Here is a 16656-nt window from a genome sequence, read left to right on the forward strand (position 1 = left end):
GAAGACAGCATGGCTTTTCCCTCAGATTACCGCTACACCAAAGAACACGAATGGATCAAGGTGGACGGCAATCAAGCCACGATCGGCATTACCGATTACGCTCAGAATTCGCTCGGCGATATCGTCTTTGTCGAGTTGCCCAAGGTGGGAGACGAACTCACAGCCGGCAAGACTTTCGGCAGCGTGGAATCTGTCAAAGCAGTCTCCGACCTGTATGCGCCGGCCACGGGCAAAGTTGTTGCCATCAACGAATCGCTGGCGACTGCTCCGGAAAAGATCAACTCCGACGCGCACGGCTCCTGGATGCTGCGCATTCAGCTCAAGGACGCCGGTGAGGTGAACAAGCTGCTTTCAGCGGACGATTACGACAAATTCGTGAAAGAAGAGGGCGGGCAATAGTTGCGTTATCTTCCCAAGTCTCCTGCCGATCGCGAGGTGATGTTACGCGAGATCGGTGTCCATTCCGTTGACGATTTCTTCAAGGCTATTCCCGCCGAATACCGTCTGGATCGCGATCTAAAGGTTCCGCGGCAGATGGCGGAGTCGGAGATCATCGACTACTTCCGCGAGCGCAGCCAGGAGAACGCTGCCGGATACGCGGCGTTTTTGGGTGCTGGCGCTTACCACCACTACCGGCCGGTGATCATTGATGCTCTGGTGCAGCGCGGCGAATTCCTCACTTCTTATACCCCCTACCAGGCAGAGATTTCTCAAGGCACGCTGCAGGCGATCTTCGAGTTTCAGACCATGATCTGCGAACTCACAGGAATGGAAATCGCCAACGCCTCTATGTATGACGGCAGCACTGGCGCGGCGGAAGCGATCCTGATGGCAATGCGCGTCACCGGCCGCCACGAATCGGTAATCGCGCGGACGGTGCATCCGGAATATCGCGAGGTGATCCACACTTATCTCCATCATCGCGACATGCCTATGACGTTCGTCGGCTACCAGGAAGATACTGGTGAGACTAAGCTCGACGAACTCGAGAAGTCAGTCACTGATCGCACCGCATGTGTCTTGATTCAAAGCCCGAACTTCTTTGGCTCAATCGAAGACGTAGCAGCAATCGCCGAGATCGCGCACCGAAAGGGCGCACTGCTCGTGGTCTCAATCGCGGAAGCCCTGTCGCTCGGAATCGTAAAGCCTCCGGCAGAAGCTGACATCGTATCGATGGAGGCGCAGTCCTTCGGGGTGCCACTAGGATTCGGCGGGCCGTACGACGGCGTGCTCGGGGCGAAGGAAAAATACGTTCGTCAAATGCCGGGCCGTCTCGTCGGTGAAACCAAGGACAAGAACGGAAACCGAGGTTATGTACTTACGCTTTCCACACGCGAGCAGCATATTCGTCGCGAGAAGGCGACGTCGAACATCTGCACGAACCAGGCGCTGGTTGCGCTGATGTCCACGATCTACATGAATGTCTATGGACGCGAGGGCCTCAAAGACCTCGCCAAGCAGAACTTGGCCAAAGCCCACTATGCCGCCGGCGAATTCGGAAAGCGAGCCAAGGTACTCTTCCCGCGCGGCAAACGATTCAACGAGTTCGTTGTGCAGAGCAAGGAAGATCCTCACGCAATCAACGATCGTCTTCTGGAAAAGAAAATCGTCGGAGGACTGTCGCTGAAGAAGTTCTATCCCGAATTGGGTAACGCCTCACTCTGGTGCTGCACTGAAATGAATACGCGCGAGCAGATCGACGCCGCAATTCAGGCGGTGCACGCGTGATGAAGCCCCGCAAGGTTTCTCAGCACGTGAACCAGAACGAAGGATTGATCTTCGAGAAATCCTCTCCCGGTAAGAAGGCGTATAAACTGCCGCCGCTCGATGTGCCTGAGGTCAACCCCGAGAAGCTCCTCGGAGAGCAGGCGCGTGAAGACCTTGGGCTGATGCCAGAGGTCAGCGAGATTGAAATCATCCGCCATTTCACCCGGCTCTCAACGTGGAATTACGCGATTGACCTAGGCATGTACCCGCTGGGCTCGTGCACGATGAAGTACAACGCACGGGTCAACGAGTTCGTCGCAAGGCTCGAAGGGCTAGGGAACGCGCACCCCTATCAGCCGGAGAAGATTTCTCAGGGCGCGCTGCGTATTATCAAGACGCTTCAGGAATGCTTGTGCGAGATCACCGGCATGGACACGATCACCCTCCAGCCGGCTGCCGGAGCTCATGGCGAGTTTACCGGGATCCTGCTGATCCGCGCATATCACGAGTCAAGAGGGAACCCGCGCAAGAAGATCATAATTCCCGATTCGGCACACGGCACCAATCCTGCAACGGCGGCCATCTGCGGATACGAGATCATCAACCTGAAATCGAACGCCGAAGGCATGGTCGATGCCAGCCTGCTGGCTTCGGTTGTCGATGACACCGTCGCCGGCATGATGCTCACCAATCCCAGCACGATCGGCGTCTTCGAAAAAGAGATTCACCGCATTGCCGATGTCCTTCACGACAAGGGCGCGCTCCTTTACATGGACGGCGCCAACATGAACGCCCTGGTAGGGAAGACCCGCCCGGGAGATTTCGGCGTCGACGTGATGCATTTAAACCTGCACAAGACGTTCTCAACCCCACACGGCGGCGGAGGCCCGGGATCTGGCCCCGTTGCTTGCAAGAAGATTCTCGAACGATTCCTGCCCACGCCTGTGCTAACCACGCGTACAGACGGCAAACTAGGCTTCGAGTACAACCGACCACAGTCGATTGGCCGCGTCCGCGCTTTCTATGGCAACTTCGGCATGTTCGTGCGCGCTCTTGCCTACATCTTCGCGAACGGTCCCGATGGTCTGCGCCAGACCACAGAAGATGCGGTCTTGAACGCAAATTACATTCGCAAGAAGCTTGAGGGAATCTATGAGCTGCCGTACAAGACCGGATCAATGCACGAGGTAGTCTTCAGCGATCATCTACAAACGCAAAACGGAGTCAAGACCGGAGACATTGCCAAACGGCTGATCGACTATGGCTTTCACCCGTACACAACTTCGTTCCCCCTGATCGTGCCCGGCGCGCTCATGATCGAGCCGACCGAGAGCGAATCGAAGGAAGAACTCGACCTGTTCATCGACGCGATGAAGTCGATCGCCCAAGAAGTGCAGGATGACCCGCAACTGGTGGTCAGTGCTCCGCACAACACTCGCGTCGCGCGCATGGACGAAACCACCGCCGCCCGCAAACCAATCCTGCGCTGGAAGCCTGAACAGAAAGCACAGGCTACACCAGCCCCGAAGCCCGAGTTGGTCGAGACGCGATAGCTGTCCAGCCTGAGCTTTCGCCTCAGGTTTTCTCCGTGACTCCGTGTCTCCGTGGTGAAATGAATCTATGTCCGTCTTCGACGATCACAAGGAAGAAATCGAAAAGCACGAGTTCATGATGGGCGCGGCCCGCGGGCGTCTTGCCGTCACCATGGATCTATTAACCGATGCGCTGATCCTGGTCGGCCAACACGGCGTCTACTGCACCAGTAACCGCAATCCGAGCAAGCCTGCCATGGATCTTCAGACTGTTCTTTCTTCGATCAACGGAGCCAAAGAATTGGTCTCTTCTGTCATGGAGGATCTGCGCAAGCAACGCGACACCCCGAAGATCGGTTGAACCGATTTGTTTCGTACACTGAGACTTCCCCGTGCCTAAATGGACCAGACTTCCAACGCCTTCCCCGAGTAATTAAAAGTCATCCGATTTAAATTCAATTCATGAGCACAATCCTCCTGTTGACGATTTCGAATGTCTTCATGACCTTTGCCTGGTATGGCCATCTCAAACATCGGCAAGCTCCGTTATGGGAAGCGATCCTCGCAAGCTGGGGCATCGCATTCTTCGAGTATTGCTTTCAAGTGCCAGCCAACCGGATCGGTTCTTACGAATTCACAACCGCTCAACTGAAGATCATTCAGGAAGTGATTACGCTCATCGTGTTTGCTGTGTTCTCTGCGCTGTACCTCAAAGAGCAACTGAAGTGGAACTATGTTGCTGGGTTTGTGTGTATGGTGTTAGCCGTCTTCTTTGTGTTTAAGCGATGGTGAAAACAGTCCCGACTCATGCCCGTAAGCAAAAGCACAGGCTGCGGCTGACCTGCTCAGGCAGATGTTTTAAGACATTGCTGGTGTAAGCTATTGATACCTACCGCGAAGCGCGCCCGTAGCTCAGCTGGATAGAGCGATTGCCTCCGGAGCAATAGGTCGGGAGTTCGAATCTCTCCGGGCGCGCCATCTAACCTCTTTGGACTCAACGCTTACGTCGGATCCGGCATCAAACATGTTTTGGCGGACCATTGCGCCTGTTTCTTTCTTGGACCTGTGCCCCAAAACGTGCCACAAAAATCCGTGAAGCGGTGTTTGCCCGTATCTCGAAGCCCTTGAAATTCGCGGGCGGGTGGGCGGAATACGACATCGCCGCACAACCGCCCTCACTCTGCTAATCGCGTTTGCCAGCAACGACAAATGCTCAGGAATAGTAGCGGAGGATCCACTCTGCTACGCAGCAAGGCTTTGACTGGTTTTCACGTTCGACTGCGACCGAGAACGTCACCTCGGATCCGTTCATCACTGTCTTGAAAGCTTGGACGGAGAATGTTGCGCGAACGCGTGAACCAGTCGGGACCGGAGCAGGAAAACGAACCCGATTCAGACCGTAGTTGATCATTATCCCGGCGCCGCGAATTTGGATAGCACTCCTGAACATCTGGCTGAGCAGCGACAGCGTTAGAAATCCGTGCGCGATTGTCGATCCATACGGAGATTCTCGCTGCCCTCGTTCGGAATCGAGATGGATCCATTGCCGGTCACCGGTTACCTCCGCGAACGCCTGGATACGATCGTGAGTTACCGCGACCCAGTCAGATTTTGCAATCTGCTGGCCCACCATCGTTTGAAACTCATCGACCGATTCCAGCACTAACGCATGCAATTGATCCATCGTCATCTCTTCTGTCTCATCGATTAGCAGATGAGGCTCAGGTTTCTCAGCCTTGCCATTTCTTCAATTCCCATTTCGCAATCGATTCCGCGTGCACCTCATCAGGCCCGTCAGCCAGACGCAGCGCTCGCACGTTGGCCCACGCTGCAGCTAAGAACGTGTCCTGCGAGACCCCGAGTCCCCCATGCGCTTGAATGGCGCGGTCCAAAACACGCAGTGCCACATTGGGAGCTACTATTTTGATCATCGCGATTTCCGTTTGTGCGGCTTTGTTACCGACGGTATCCATCATGTGCGCTGCCTTCATGGTGAGCAGACGAGCCTGGTCGATCTCCATACGGGAACAAGCGATACCGGCGCGGATAGTCCCTTGTTCCGCTAACGTTTTGCCAAACGCCACACGATTCTGTGTTCGCTTGCACATCAACTCCAAGGCTCGCTCGGCAACCCCGATGCAACGCATGCAATGGTGTATCCGGCCGGGACCGAGTCTGCCCTGTGCGATCTCAAACCCTCGTCCTTCATCCAGCAATAAGTTCGATACCGGAACGCGGACATTCGTGAAACTGATTTCAGCATGGCCGTGCGGCGCGTGATCGTATCCAAAGACGGTGAGCAGCCGTTCCACCTTGACTCCCGGCGTATCCATTGGAACCAGAATCATCGATTGCTGCTTATGCTTGGGCGCTCCGGGATCAGTCTTGCCCATGAAAATTGCGACTTTGCAGCGTGGATCTCCAGCTCCAGAGGCCCACCATTTTTGTCCGTTAATTACATAATCCATCCCCTCGCGGCGGATGCTTGATTGAATGTTGGTGGCATCCGAGGATGCTACATCGGGTTCTGTCATGGCAAAGCAGGAGCGAATTCGGCCTTCTAGCAGTGGATTCAACCACCGTTCTTTCTGTTCCGACGTGCCGTAACGGGAGATGACTTCCATATTTCCCGTATCCGGAGCCGAGCAGTTGAAGACCTCGGGGGCAATCATGCTGCGACCCATAACTTCGCAGAGGGGAGCGTAGTCCAGATTGCTGAGGCCGGCGCCGTCTTCATCCGGCAGAAAAAGGTTCCACAGACCTTCAGAACGGGCTCTTAGTTTCAGGTCCTCGATGAACGAGACAGGCTTCCACCGATCCCCCTCTACCTCCTGATTAAAGTGGGCTTCGTTTGGATAAATGTTTTCTTCCATGAAGGCATTGAGCTTCTGCTGTAACAGCTTTGCTTTGTCCGACAGGTCAAAGAGCATCGTTCACTCTCATCGGTAGGTGCGCAGGCTCTCGTCGATCAAATGCGGTGCTGCGTTGAAGGTGAGCAAGCGCAGATCGTTAGCTTTGAGTCGAAGAACACTGTAAGAAGAGTTTTGCAGGACCCCCGCGAGCCTCATGATCCGGTGATCAGAGATATCCAAAGCCAAACCGGTCCAGATAGCGACTGGCAGTGCGGAGGTGAACACAATCACATTGGTTTTATGAGTGCCGTTTTGCTCCTCTAATCCAGATCCAACACGTTTTCGAAAAGCGTCCCAGCTCTCACCCTGGTATGGATACTTGCGGGAAATCCATGCATTCAAAATTTGGGAATCGCATGGCAGCCAGCGCCGATGAACCGCCGCTTGCTCTCCGTTGCTCAACCTGACCTGTCGTTGCATGGCTTCGTACTGCTGGCGAAAGCCAAGATCGTCGGCAGACATGCGCGGAGCGATCTCGCGATAAATCTGGTCGAGATTGAACTCATCCCATTCCCGCCTATTTACTACTTCGGGAAACTCCACTTCCATTTGTTGATAAACGGCCTGGACTTCAAAGGCTGTCTCTTGCTGTCTCCTCATGAATCCGGTATACGCAGCGGAAAATACAAGCCGCTGCCCCGCAAGATATTCGCCTAACAACTTCGCCTGGCGTCTTCCTAGATCTGAGAGATGATCGTATGCGTCACGAGTACCGGCTTGGCCATGACGAACGAGGTAGATGTTGCTCAACGGTTTCGCTCCACCAGCGATGCTGCCAATCGAACCAGTCCCTTCACCCTGCTGTCGAAATCGCGAAAGCGCGCGTCGGAAGTTTGTCCGCGATGGAACCGGTAGTAGATTTGCTGCAGGATGACTGCCAACTTGAAGATCCCAAGAATCTCATAGTAGACAATGCGTGTCAGATCGCGTCCAGTGTGCTCGGCATAGCGCGCGATGAATTCCTCACGGCTGTACCATCCCGGATTTGCGGTTAGCGCCTGCACGCCGTGGCTTCCGAGTTCCGGGGCTGCCGCCCAATACCAGTAGCACAAGCTTAAGCCCACATCCACGAGCGGGTCGCCAATCGTAGCCATCTCCCAATCCAGCACGGCCGCGATCCCATCCGGGGACTCAGCAGAGAGCATTACGTTGTCGAGCTTGTAGTCATTGTGCACGAGTGTGGCTGGTGCAGACGCCGGCATCGTGTCACACAACCACCCAATTACAATTCCCATTTCGGGGAGATCTTCAGTTTTTGAACGCTGCCACCGGTCCGTCCATCCGCGTACTTGCCGTTCGAGAAATCCCTCTGGCTTACCAAGCGCAAGAAGTCGGGACGAGTGAAGATCGACCGCATGTAGTCGGACCAGGCAGTCGATGAAAGCTTCACTGATCAAGCGGCTGTAATCTGGTAGACGTTCGATCTCCTGTGGAACGCGATCGCGCAGGATGATCCCGCGCCGGCGCTCCATGAGGTAAAAGACCGCCCCGATGACAGCAGGATCTTCGCACAAATGGAAGACGTTCGGCGCCTCGGGAAAATATGGATGCAGCGCGTAGAGCACTTGGTACTCGCGCGCCATGTCGTGGGCTTTCGGCGCAACCGGGCCGAGCGGAGCACGCCGCAACACGTATTCCCGCCCTCCTGTTGCAAGCAGATAAGTCAGGTTGGAATGGCCAGAAGGAAACTGCTGAACTTCAAGCCTGGAATCCACGCCTTCTACTTTGCCGCGCAGATACTCGGCAAGGGTGGCCACATCGAGTTCTTCCCCTTTGCGGATCGCTGCGACATCTGAGTACGTCGTGGCGGAAGGGATCATCGGCAGGTAACCATAGCGAACTACGGATTTGATGTCCAGAGGTGGGCGCCTATTCGTTTTGCGGACGGGCACTCTTATCCCAGATGTGAAGCAGCCTCTTCCAAAGATGTCTTGACAAGCCGCCATTGCCGGTACTAAAACACTGAACGCTTGTTCATTGAATGAACGTTTGTTCAGTTTGGACACAGCGCTGGCCCACCGCCATCCACGACGATGGCGATCTTCCAACGTAGGAAGGGGTATTTGTACCTGCCATGAAGGCTGCGATATTGCACGAATTCAAGCAGCCGCTCGCTATTGAGCGAACTTCGGATCCGAAGCCCGCCGATGGTGAAGTTCTACTTCGAGTGGAAGCGTGCGGAGTGTGCCACTCCGATCTTCATATCGCAGACGGCGATTGGCCGCAATTCGCGCCGATCGTCAAGAAGCCGCTGATTCTTGGACACGAAGTAGTTGGTCGCGTCGTCGATAAAGGCACATCTGTCACCGGAGTAGAAACCGGTGACCGGGTTGGCGTGCCCTGGATTTACTGGACGTGTGGTCAGTGTGAGCCATGTAGCGAAGGCAATGAGAACCTTTGCGCCCGCCAGATGATTACCGGTGTCAGCGTAGACGGAGGCTTCGCCGAACTCTTGCGCGCCCCTGCAAGTCATGTGCTCCGAATTCCCGAGAAGCTTTCCTCAAGTGAAGCGGCTCCGCTCTTCTGCGCGGGGGTGACTGTCTATCGGGCGCTGAAGCAAGCGGATATGCTGCCACGACAACGGCTGGCAGTTTTTGGTGTCGGCGGACTGGGACACATGGCAGTTCAAATCGGTCGCGAATTGGGAGCGGATGTAACGGCCATTGATGTCTCCGAGCAAAAGCTCGAACTAGCAAAGTTATTGGGTGCCACATCCGCGATCAACGCAACGACGACCGATGCGGGGAAGCAACTGCGTAAGCAGGGCGGCGTACATGTGGCGCTGGTAACTTCGGCGGCAAGGGCTGCATATGACGCGGCCTTTCAATCCTTGAGGCCGGCCGGAACGCTGCTGGTCGTGGGATTGCCCGCAGAAAACATCTGTTTTCCCCCGATCATGATGGCATCGCGAGAGGTCTGCATTCGCGCATCGGCAGTGGGCACCCGTGAGGATGTGAATCAGGTACTCGCCCTAGCCGAGTCGGGCCGGATTCGTTGCCTCGTTTCAACTCGGGAACTCGATCAGGCAAACGAGGCGCTGCAGGACTTGCGAGCTGGCAAGGTATCAGGTCGATTAGTGTTCAGTCTCAACTAACTGTAATTTCGAAGGTGCATCGAGACCGGGAACATGCCGAAAATCAGGCAAGGCAGGATGGAAGAGAACCAGCGGCGGATCGAAGCGGCGGCCCTCGCCCTCTTCACAAAGCAGGGCTTTCACGGAACCAACATTCGGGAAATTGCCGAGAAAGCGGATGTTTCCACAGGCGCAATTTATACGTATTACGCCACGAAAGAGGCGCTATTCGTAAGCCTGGTTCGCAACTACGAGTTGCGGATGAAACCATTGCGAGACCACATGTTCAACAACATTCAGATGCCATTTTCAAAACGGGACATAAAGAAGCTAGCATCGGAAATCCGATCGATTGTTTATGACAACGCAGACTACTGGTTGCTCATGTACATCGACGTGATCGAATTCAAAAATCAACACTTCGCCCAAGTATTTCAGGGTCTGATTGAGAAGATTCGACGTCGCATCGGCCCGCTTTTGAATGAAGCTAAGAGGCAAAAAGGCTGGTGCGGAAAGGATCCGGCTTTCGTATTTGCTTCGATCTATATGTACATATTCGAATACTTCCTTATCGAGAAATTATTTCAGGGCAATCGCCATCTGGGCGTGTCCGATGAGCAGGCGATCGACGCATTCGTTGATCTGTTTTCGCATGGTATCTGGAGCGCTTCGAATGGGCTCCGGCGGAACAGCTCGACCAATCATTCAAACCGTCAAGTAGGCCCGGCAAGACACAAAGAAAGACCACGCGCGTATTCGCGGTGAGTGGAGGTAGGCATATGAAGAGTGTCAGGCTGTTCTTCCTTCTTCTGTTCGTTCTGGTGCTGTTCGGAACAAAGCCCGCTCAAGGGCAAGGAGTGGGATCCTCCGGCGATCTTAGGGGGACTGTAACCGACTCCTCCGGAGCAGCGCTGGCCAATGCGACCGTCATCGCCGTGGACACCCAGACTGGATTGCAACGTTCAGCGACGACCGACAGCACTGGCCAGTATCGCCTGACCGGATTGCCGCCAGCCACCTACAACGTGAACGTGAAAGTATCCGGTTTTGAAGCTCAGATACAAAAAGACGTTGCCGTGAGCGTGGGGCAAACGAGACTGGCAGACTTTCGTTTGAAGATTGGCGAGGTTTCAACCGAGGTCACGGTTACTGGCGAGGCTCCGGTGATCGATACCACGCAGGGGAAGCAGGCCAACACAATTTCACAACAGTACATCATCGATCTGCCGATTGATCGGCGCGATTACCTTACGTTTACGTTGCTGGCGCCTGGAGTCTCCGATGCCTCCAGACTTGCCGGGGACCAGGATTTCAGAGTCAAGCAAACGCCGCAAAGCGGGCTGTCTTTCTACGGCAGCAATGGCAGAGGAAACAGCATCACCATAGACGGTGGCGAAACTTCAGGCGATAGCGGCGGCCAGCGCCTGACCATTAGCCAGGACGCGGTGCAGGAATTTCAGATCAATCGGAGCAATTATGGGGCGGACCTGGGGGCGGCCACCGGGGCTTCTATCAATATTGTGACCAAGTCCGGCACCAACACTATCCATGGCGGACTCTATGGTTTTTTCCGCAACGATGCGCTGGACGCCCAAAATCCGTTTTCGTTCAGCCAGGCATTGCAGCCGGGCCAAACCTTCAATCCTGCCAACCCCGATACTTTGGGTTCACCGATCAAAGACACTTTGAGCCGCCAGCAATTCGGCGGAACGCTGGGTTTACCGCTAAAGAAAGATAAAACGTTTCTCTTTGTCGCTTTCGAAGGCCTGCGGCAGGATGCGCAAAACGCGGTTCCCCTCTTGACGAACACCAATGTATTCCGTCCAACGGCAGCGCAGAACAGCATTATCGCCGGTCTCAATGCCAAAGGCGCAACTCCGGTCCCCTGTTTGCCTGCACCGGCACCGGCCCCGCCAGGCACCTTGATCACGTTGCCGGCGGCAACGTGCGCGTTTGCGCTGAACAGTATTCTGACGGTGAATCCCAATCCGGGAGCGAATCCGTTTGTCAGCTCCGGGCAGGCCGCATTGAACGGCTTCCTCGTAAACCAATTTGAAACTCAAGGCGGACTCTTTCCTTATAACACGCGCCAATACCTGGGGTCGGCCCGCGTGGATCACCGCATTAACGAGAGCAACGAGATTTCCCTGGCCTACAGGTATGGACACGATGTGGAAGAGTCGCCGGATGTCCACTCCCTGACGGCTTTTTCGGCGGGAAGCTCGATCCACACCTATGAGAATAATCTCCAAGCCACCTGGTACCACCTGTTCAACCCCACGGCGCAGAACGAGGCCCGCGTGCAGTGGGATTACAACAGCTTTAATGTGATTCCCAACGAACCGGGACAGGTGGGGCTTCAGATTCCTGGTTTCATTAATAATTTAGGAACCAGCATTTTCATACCCAACTTCAGCATTCTGCGCCGTTACGAATTCGCGGACAATTTCACCAAGATTCACGGCAATCACACCTTTAAGTTTGGCGGTTACGAACTGCTGCGCGGCAATCACACCGAATCCCACACGTTTTTCCCCGGCCGCTTCGTGTTTGGGTCGCTTCCCGGCTTCCTGATCAGCCCACAGCTTGCCACAACCACCATCAATCCCCTGCAATCGGCATCGTTCGGGCTGCCGCAGGTTTACCAGCAAGGTTTCGGAAATCCGACGTACCCGTATTACAGCCGGCCGCTCACGGCGTTTTACGCGCAGGACTCGTGGCAGATCGCTCCAAACTTTACCGTGAACTACGGTCTCCGCTACGAACTGGACTCACAATTCGCTCCGTTGACCACATATAAGAAGGGTTTCGGCCCCCGCGTTTCTTTCGCCTGGGATCCCTTCAAAGATCACAAGACGGTGATCCGGGGAGGATACGGAATCTTTTACGGACCCGTGGACGTTCAGATCCCCGACGTCGACTTGAGCCTGGGAGTTGTGAACGCCAATAAGTCCGCGGTCGAGAACAGCTCAGGAGCCGGCCAAGTCGCCAACCTGACCGCGATCTGCGGGTTCTCCCAGTTCGGCGTAAAGATCATCCCCGGTACGGGCACCAGCCCTTGCAACCGGGAAATTTCTATTTATGTAGACCCGCTCGGGGGTGTTCCGGCTTTAGGTTTAAAAGGAGCGAACACCGTTTACCAAACACTCTTTCGGCAAGGATTGATTCAGTGCACAACGCCGGCCCCAGGGAATGCGGCTTGCATCACACCGGCTGCTGTAGCCCCGTTGGGCATCAATGTTACGAATAGCGGTCCCGTCGGTCCGCTGCAAGTAGTTTTCGTGAATCAGCCGGGCTACCGCCCGCCAATCGCGCAACAGGCCTCGTTTGGAATTGAACGTGAGATTTCGCCTGGCTTTTCGATTTCTCTTAGCGGTATCTATTCCCATACTCAGAGACTCCCTGTCGCCATCGATACCAATCTACTGCCGGCCCCGTTTACCACAGTAACTCTGGCCAATGGCCAAAAAGTCTCCTACCGCAACTGGAATACCACGGCCGCGGGGGCCGACCCGCTGGGAGGCACTGAGCCCGGCGGCCTGCCCTGCGATACCGCTCAATGCTTTGTAAATCCCCTGGTTGTGCAGAACAACCAATATAGCTCTGTGGGATTTGCTCAATACGAGGGCGGCATCGTAGAAGTCAAGAAGCGTTTCAGCGATCACTTCACGTTATTCGGGAATTACACCTATAGCAAAGCCTTTGACACGTCCACGGATTACAACTCCGACTACGGGCCGCAGGATCCGACCAACCTCAACGCGGATCGTGCTCTTTCTGAGTTTGATGAGCGGCACAAAGTGGTAATCGCGGGAGTGTTCGACAGCCCCTGGAAACAGAATATCTTGTCGGGTTTCCAATTGGCTCCGATTTTCTCGTACCACAGCGGACATCCTTTCAATCTGCTGGCGGGAGGAGAGGTGAACGGAGACAATCACACCACCAACGAACGTCCCATCGGCGCCCCACGCGACACGGGTCTGGGCCCCAACTATGTCGACTTCGACATGCGTCTGAGCTGGCGGCACAAACTAGGCGAGAAGGCGCAGCTGCAGATCATCGCGGAAGGATTCAACCTAGCAAACCGGACAAATTTTGCCAGCGTAAACAACGAGGTAAGCCCTCTATTCGGCCTCATCCCGGGGTTCACGACATTCAACGTGAGCGGGATTCGACCGGGCACTCCCCTTGCGGGTGGGGGAACAGCGACGCCCAGCACGCCGCTGGCTTTTACGTCAGCATTGCCGAAACGGGAAATACAGTTGGGGCTGCGATTGAGCTTTTGAACACAGGCCGATCTGAAGAAGTGAATTGGAAAGATTTGCATTGGTGACGTTCAGAGAGGAACTTCTATGACGCGAATTACCACGAAACTAGCCAAATGCTTCGGCTTGGCTGCGATGTTGCTGCTTTGCTTTGTAGCCGCCGCGCAAGGGCAGATGATAAAGGGCTCGCTTCCCGACGGAGCGACCTACCTGATCGAAGTACCGAGTCCGTGGAACGGAATTCTGTTTCTTTACAGTCACGGATATGTCCCGCCAGGCTCTCCGAATCCCGCGATGGATGTTGGTGATCCGGGCACTAGAGCGTTCATGCTTGCGAACGGCTTCGCGTTGGCCGGCTCTTCGTATGCACACACCGGCTGGGCGATTCAAGAGGCTTTGCTAGACCAGATTGCAGTGCTTGATATATTCGATGCCTCCGTCGGCCAGCCCACCCGAACGATCGCATGGGGACATTCGCTAGGCGGGATTATCACCGCAGGGCTGATCCAGCAAGACCCGAAACGTTTTGATGGAGCGCTTCCCATGTGCGGAGTGCTCTCTGGTGGCGTTGCCACCTGGAATACGGCGCTAGACGGTGCCTTTGCCTTCAAGACCTTGCTCGCGGCGAATACTGCTCTCCAGGTCGTCAACATTACCCCTCAGAACACGCTTGGAAATCTTGGCCTCGCCGAAGTGCTACTCGCCCAAGCGCAAGCAACTCCGCAGGGCCAAGCGCGGATTGCACTGGGTGCCGCGCTAAGCGACACCCCCGGCTGGTTCACGCCGCTGAGCCCTGAGCCGGCACCTACGGATTTCGCGAGCCGGGAGATGAATCAGTTTTTGTGGTCCCAGCAGGTGGATTTTCCGTTCGCCTTCGCTTTACGCGCCGAACTGGAGGCGCGGGCAGGGGGCAACGTTTCGTGGAACACAGGCGTGGACTACCGGAAACAGTTCTCGCATTCCGTCGACAAAGAAGAAGTAGAAGCCCTGTATCAGGCAGCCGGGCTTGATCTGAATGCGGATCTCGACGCCCTCAACGATGCCAAGCGGATCAGCGCGAATGAAGAGTCGGTTGAATATCTGGAAAACAACATTATCTTCAATGGTCAAATCCACATTCCCGTTCTGACCATGCACACAACTGGGGATGGATTAGTCGTTGTAGAAAACGAACGCGCCTATAAGGATGTTGTCGATGAAGCTGGCAACCGGCATTTCCTGCGGCAAACTTTCGTCCACCGGGCTGGGCACTGTACCTTCACGCCTGCGGAAACTGTGACTGCGGCGAAGAACCTGATCGCCCGCCTCGACACCGGCAAATGGCCTCAACTCGACGACGATCTGCTAAACGCGGAAGCGAGTGCCCTCGGGCCTTTAAACGTAGCTCCCCCCGCATTTGTCGACTTTCATCCTGCTCTCTACCTGCGACCGTTCGATGCTCTCGATGAGTGTCATCAAGATTCGCAAGATGGTGAGTGTCATCGGAGTAAGTTCGAATTTCGAGCGGATGAATAGAGAAGTTTTCTTATATGAACGTGCCGCTCACACCGCTCCGTTTCTTGCGCTACGCGGAACAGCAGTTTCCTAACAAAACTGCTGTCGTTTGCCGAAACGAACGATTTTCCTATTCTCAGTTTGCGGATCGCGCAAGCCGTCTCGCGGGCGCTCTGAGGACGCTGGGTATTGAGTCCGGCGATCGTGTCGCCTTCCTGAGTATTAACTGTCATCGCTTGCTGGAAGCGTATTTTGGAGTGCTGGAGGCTGGGGCTGTGTTGCTGCCATTGAATGTTCGGCTGGCGCCATCAGAAATTGCATTCATCCTGCGGGATGCAAGCCCAAGAGTTCTGTTCTTCGAAAAAGTCTTCCTTCCGCTGGTCGAGTCGTTTCGACGCGAGGTCCCCACACAGAAGTTCATCCTTATGGATGACCCGCCTGCCGCAAGTTGGGCGCTGTCGCAGAGCTATGAAGAACTCATTGCATCCGCTACGCCTCATCGCATAGACATTATGCAGGTGAACGAGGATGCGCTGGCCGAACTTTTCTACACCAGCGGCACCAGCGCTAACTCAAAGGGCGTGATGTTGAGTCACAGAAATGTTTATTTGCACGCACTGAACGGTTGTTTGACGTTTGATCCGACGAGGGAACACGTGCATCTGCACACGATTCCCCTATTTCACGCGAATGGCTGGGGATCAGCCCATGGGATCACATTCATCGGCGGCAAACACGTGATGATTCAGCGGTGGGACTGCGGCGAGCTGTTCCGGTTGATCGAGGAGGAAAGAGTCACGGGACTCGCTCTTGTGCCAACCATTGCCATCGCGCTGGTCAATTCTCCGGAACGTAGTAAATACGATCTCAGCAGTCTTGAGCGCATCACCATCGGCGGCGCGGCCTCTTCACCGACTCTGATCAAAGAAGTAGAAGAAAAACTCGGCTGCACTTGTTATGCGGGATATGGACTGACCGAAACCTCGCCCACGCTATCGGTTGCCTTCACCAAGGCCGGGTGCGACTGGCAAGGCGAAGAGCGTTACCGCGGACAGGCAATGACGGGGTATGCGATTCCCGGAAGTGAACTGCGGGTTGTCGATGCGGACGGCAACGACGTCGCCCCCGATGGACACAGTGTCGGTGAGATCATCGCGCGTGGTGACGGTGTCATGATGGGATATTGGAACCAGCCGGAGGCTACTGCTCAGGTACTTCGTGATGGCTGGCTATATACCGGCGACCTCGCCACCATCGACGAAAACGGATATCTCCTCATCGTCGATCGCAAGAAAGACATCATCATCAGCGGCGGCGAGAACATTTCCTCGCTCGAAATCGAGAAGACGCTCCTGGCCCATCCAGATGTTTACGAGGTTGCCGTGATTCCCGTACCGGACGAGAAATGGGGCGAGACTCCTAAAGCTCTGGTTGTACTGAAACCGCAAGTCAAGACAACGGCGCAGGAGTTGCTTGAGTTCTGTGCGTCGCGGATGGCTCGTTACAAGTGTCCGCGGTCGGTGGAATTTCTGGAAGCTCTGCCCAAAACAGGAACCGGCAAGATACTGAAGCGGCAATTACGTGAGAAGTACTGGGGACAAGGAACCCTTCGTCCTGAGTTGGCGATTCGAAGTTCCTGAGTCTTGACGCATAGAGCATCTCGATTAACTCTG

Annotated in this window: 14 protein-coding genes and 1 tRNA gene; 11 read left to right on the top strand and 4 right to left on the bottom strand. The window is 55.2% G+C overall.

The annotated features are described in order from the left end of the window. The first annotated feature begins 9 nt into the window (after nucleotides 1–9). From gcvH to VNX88_17490, 6 genes are all read left to right on the top strand, one after another. Complete coding sequence (gene gcvH / locus VNX88_17465; GenBank protein HWY70460.1) at nucleotides 10–399, top strand: glycine cleavage system protein GcvH; 390 nt, start codon at nucleotides 10–12, stop codon at nucleotides 397–399. Next, a complete protein-coding gene (gcvPA, locus tag VNX88_17470) occupies nucleotides 400–1728 on the top strand; it encodes an aminomethyl-transferring glycine dehydrogenase subunit GcvPA (protein ID HWY70461.1) in 1329 nt (442 codons plus the stop codon). It begins immediately after the preceding gene. After that, nucleotides 1728–3260 (top strand): aminomethyl-transferring glycine dehydrogenase subunit GcvPB, encoded by a 1533-nt coding sequence (gene gcvPB / locus VNX88_17475; protein HWY70462.1) that lies wholly within the window; start codon nucleotides 1728–1730, stop codon nucleotides 3258–3260. The genes gcvPA and gcvPB overlap by 1 nt, the downstream gene beginning before the upstream one ends. A gap of 67 nt (nucleotides 3261–3327) precedes the next feature. Further along, nucleotides 3328–3600: a hypothetical protein gene (locus tag VNX88_17480; protein HWY70463.1), complete on the top strand. Its 273-nt coding sequence runs from the start codon at nucleotides 3328–3330 to the stop codon at nucleotides 3598–3600. Nucleotides 3601–3701: 101 nt separating this feature from the next. Continuing rightward, entirely contained in the window at nucleotides 3702–4031 is a 330-nt protein-coding gene (locus VNX88_17485) for a DMT family protein (protein HWY70464.1), read from the top strand. A 109-nt stretch (nucleotides 4032–4140) separates the two neighbouring features. Next, nucleotides 4141–4217, top strand: a tRNA-Arg gene (locus VNX88_17490). Between the two features lie 235 nt (nucleotides 4218–4452). Here the strand turns inward: VNX88_17490 and VNX88_17495 are convergent. Genes VNX88_17495 through VNX88_17510 form a run of 4 tightly spaced genes read right to left on the bottom strand, consistent with a single transcriptional unit; the run spans nucleotide 4453 to nucleotide 8043 of the window. Next, complete coding sequence (locus tag VNX88_17495) at nucleotides 4453–4923, bottom strand: MaoC family dehydratase (GenBank protein ID HWY70465.1); 471 nt, start codon at nucleotides 4921–4923, stop codon at nucleotides 4453–4455. Nucleotides 4924–4969: 46 nt separating this feature from the next. Next, a complete protein-coding gene (locus VNX88_17500; protein ID HWY70466.1) occupies nucleotides 4970–6169 on the bottom strand; it encodes an acyl-CoA dehydrogenase family protein in 1200 nt (399 codons plus the stop codon). A 9-nt stretch (nucleotides 6170–6178) separates the two neighbouring features. Beyond that, nucleotides 6179–6901: a histidine phosphatase family protein gene (locus VNX88_17505; protein ID HWY70467.1), complete on the bottom strand. Its 723-nt coding sequence runs from the start codon at nucleotides 6899–6901 to the stop codon at nucleotides 6179–6181. Continuing rightward, entirely contained in the window at nucleotides 6898–8043 is a 1146-nt protein-coding gene (locus tag VNX88_17510; protein HWY70468.1) for a phosphotransferase family protein, read from the bottom strand. Before VNX88_17510 ends, VNX88_17505 begins: the two co-directional genes overlap by 4 nt. A 182-nt stretch (nucleotides 8044–8225) precedes the next feature. On the opposite strand from VNX88_17510, the gene VNX88_17515 reads away from it, so the two are divergent. The 5 genes from VNX88_17515 (at nucleotide 8226) to VNX88_17535 (ending at nucleotide 16623) form a co-directional block, all read left to right on the top strand. Continuing rightward, nucleotides 8226–9245 (top strand): alcohol dehydrogenase catalytic domain-containing protein, encoded by a 1020-nt coding sequence (locus tag VNX88_17515; protein ID HWY70469.1) that lies wholly within the window; start codon nucleotides 8226–8228, stop codon nucleotides 9243–9245. 33 nt (nucleotides 9246–9278) lie between these two features. Beyond that, nucleotides 9279–9989, top strand: a complete 711-nt coding sequence (locus VNX88_17520; GenBank protein HWY70470.1) for a TetR/AcrR family transcriptional regulator — start codon at nucleotides 9279–9281, stop codon at nucleotides 9987–9989. Between the two features lie 14 nt (nucleotides 9990–10003). Next, nucleotides 10004–13510: a TonB-dependent receptor gene (locus tag VNX88_17525; protein HWY70471.1), complete on the top strand. Its 3507-nt coding sequence runs from the start codon at nucleotides 10004–10006 to the stop codon at nucleotides 13508–13510. 66 nt (nucleotides 13511–13576) lie between these two features. Next, nucleotides 13577–15004: a prolyl oligopeptidase family serine peptidase gene (locus tag VNX88_17530; GenBank protein ID HWY70472.1), complete on the top strand. Its 1428-nt coding sequence runs from the start codon at nucleotides 13577–13579 to the stop codon at nucleotides 15002–15004. Between the two features lie 14 nt (nucleotides 15005–15018). Beyond that, nucleotides 15019–16623, top strand: coding sequence for a long-chain-fatty-acid--CoA ligase (locus tag VNX88_17535; protein ID HWY70473.1), 1605 nt, complete (start codon nucleotides 15019–15021; stop codon nucleotides 16621–16623). Nucleotides 16624–16656: the final 33 nt, after the last annotated feature.

Source organism: Terriglobales bacterium (assembly GCA_035567895.1).
Lineage (GTDB): Bacteria > Acidobacteriota > Terriglobia > Terriglobales > Acidobacteriaceae > Gp1-AA112.

Excerpts from the sequence above, each read along its gene's own strand:
- gcvH (HWY70460.1), top strand. The coding sequence starts at position 10 with ATGGCTTTTCCCTCAGATTACCGCTACACCAAAGAACACGAATGGATC.
- gcvPB (HWY70462.1), top strand. The coding sequence starts at position 1,728 with ATGAAGCCCCGCAAGGTTTCTCAGCACGTGAACCAGAACGAAGGATTG.
- VNX88_17480 (HWY70463.1), top strand. The coding sequence starts at position 3,328 with ATGTCCGTCTTCGACGATCACAAGGAAGAAATCGAAAAGCACGAGTTC.
- VNX88_17485 (HWY70464.1), top strand. The coding sequence starts at position 3,702 with ATGAGCACAATCCTCCTGTTGACGATTTCGAATGTCTTCATGACCTTT.
- VNX88_17495 (HWY70465.1), bottom strand. The coding sequence starts at position 4,923 with ATGGATCAATTGCATGCGTTAGTGCTGGAATCGGTCGATGAGTTTCAA.
- VNX88_17500 (HWY70466.1), bottom strand. The coding sequence starts at position 6,169 with ATGCTCTTTGACCTGTCGGACAAAGCAAAGCTGTTACAGCAGAAGCTC.
- VNX88_17515 (HWY70469.1), top strand. The coding sequence starts at position 8,226 with ATGAAGGCTGCGATATTGCACGAATTCAAGCAGCCGCTCGCTATTGAG.
- VNX88_17520 (HWY70470.1), top strand. The coding sequence starts at position 9,279 with ATGCCGAAAATCAGGCAAGGCAGGATGGAAGAGAACCAGCGGCGGATC.
- VNX88_17525 (HWY70471.1), top strand. The coding sequence starts at position 10,004 with ATGAAGAGTGTCAGGCTGTTCTTCCTTCTTCTGTTCGTTCTGGTGCTG.
- VNX88_17530 (HWY70472.1), top strand. The coding sequence starts at position 13,577 with ATGACGCGAATTACCACGAAACTAGCCAAATGCTTCGGCTTGGCTGCG.
- VNX88_17535 (HWY70473.1), top strand. The coding sequence starts at position 15,019 with ATGAACGTGCCGCTCACACCGCTCCGTTTCTTGCGCTACGCGGAACAG.